Annotated in this window: 3 protein-coding genes; 2 read left to right on the forward strand and 1 reads right to left on the reverse strand. The window is 26.6% G+C overall.

Annotated features, from left to right (window positions below; genetic code table 11):
- Positions 1 to 319: 319 nt before the first annotated feature.
- Entirely contained in the window at positions 320 to 652 is a 333-nt protein-coding gene (locus tag ABD077_RS25105; RefSeq protein ID WP_015968130.1) for a hypothetical protein, read from the forward strand.
- The gene (locus ABD077_RS25110) at positions 645 to 872 is read left to right on the forward strand and encodes a hypothetical protein (protein WP_198968533.1); all 228 of its coding nucleotides are present in this window, start codon (positions 645 to 647) and stop codon (positions 870 to 872) included. Before ABD077_RS25105 ends, ABD077_RS25110 begins: the two co-directional genes overlap by 8 nt.
- An 8-nt stretch (positions 873 to 880) precedes the next feature.
- Here the strand turns inward: ABD077_RS25110 and ABD077_RS25115 are convergent.
- Positions 881 to 1,067, reverse strand: a 187-nt coding sequence (locus tag ABD077_RS25115) for a hypothetical protein (RefSeq protein ID WP_343914943.1), incomplete at its 5' end; no start/stop codon positions are given.

The raw sequence follows: 1,067 nt of genomic DNA on the forward strand, positions 1-1,067 counted from the left end.
CCTTGGCTCACAGAACGACATGGCTACGATCCGACTTTTATTGGAAAACTAAGTGGAAATTTTATGGCATTTCAGATCAAGATTTGCAATTTGCACAACAATTAGGAGAACAATTACAAGGACAGGCAAAAATTGAGAATCAGATAAAATTAGCTCAAAAATCTGCAAAAACGAAACAATATAAGCCAATTTTCCATTATAAAAACTTTCAAAATATTGCAGTCAGATAACACAAAATCTAAACACTATATACATTATATAATATATATGTATTATGCTACTTGTATATTTTTTAACGGCTTGAGATAAAAGATATCATATGAAAATTGAAGATCCTTTTCAAAATATTTTTGGAGTTGTTAGAATTGCGATAGATAAAATTCGTGAACTTGAACAGAGAGGTCAAATTTATGGTTTATCGCGTTTTTTACCAAATTCAATAATTGTAATGAAAACTATTGATTATCCGCTTATTGTAGATTTATATATTCCTGGATTTACTTTTTATTTTCAATTTTCTATAATTCAAGATCAACAAACTAAGCAAATTTTTATAGATGATTTTCGCGTGGTTTATCCTCAACCTTACGCGAAACAAATTAATAGTACTGCAAATTTTGAATTATCTGAGGAGGAAAGTGAAGATGAGTGATCTTACTCTAACATTTGCATTATTTTCTACAACTGTAACTACATTATTTGCAATTGTTCAACTATATTTAAAAATTAAACAAGCATTAAAAGATGCAGTAAAAGAGATAGTAAATTCAGAATTATCAAATCTAAAGACAGAAATTGAAGAATTAAAAATAAAACAAGATGAATTATCAAGACAAGTTGAAGAAATAAAAAGAAAGTTAGATGAAAAATAAAATTTTTTTTACCAAGTGCCCCATTCATTACTATCTATAATTTTTATTTTTCCATTTTCTATCATATTTGCATAATCTCTTAGAATTTTTGGCAATACTTTTCTTAATTGTTCTTCTGTTGGTTTATTTGGAACTTGTTCTATAAGCAGATAAATCTTAACATGTAATGTTTTATCTTTTTCATCATATTGATAA

This window comes from Aquimarina litoralis, from assembly GCF_039523995.1.
GTDB classification, from domain to species: Bacteria; Bacteroidota; Bacteroidia; order Flavobacteriales; family Flavobacteriaceae; genus Aquimarina; species Aquimarina litoralis.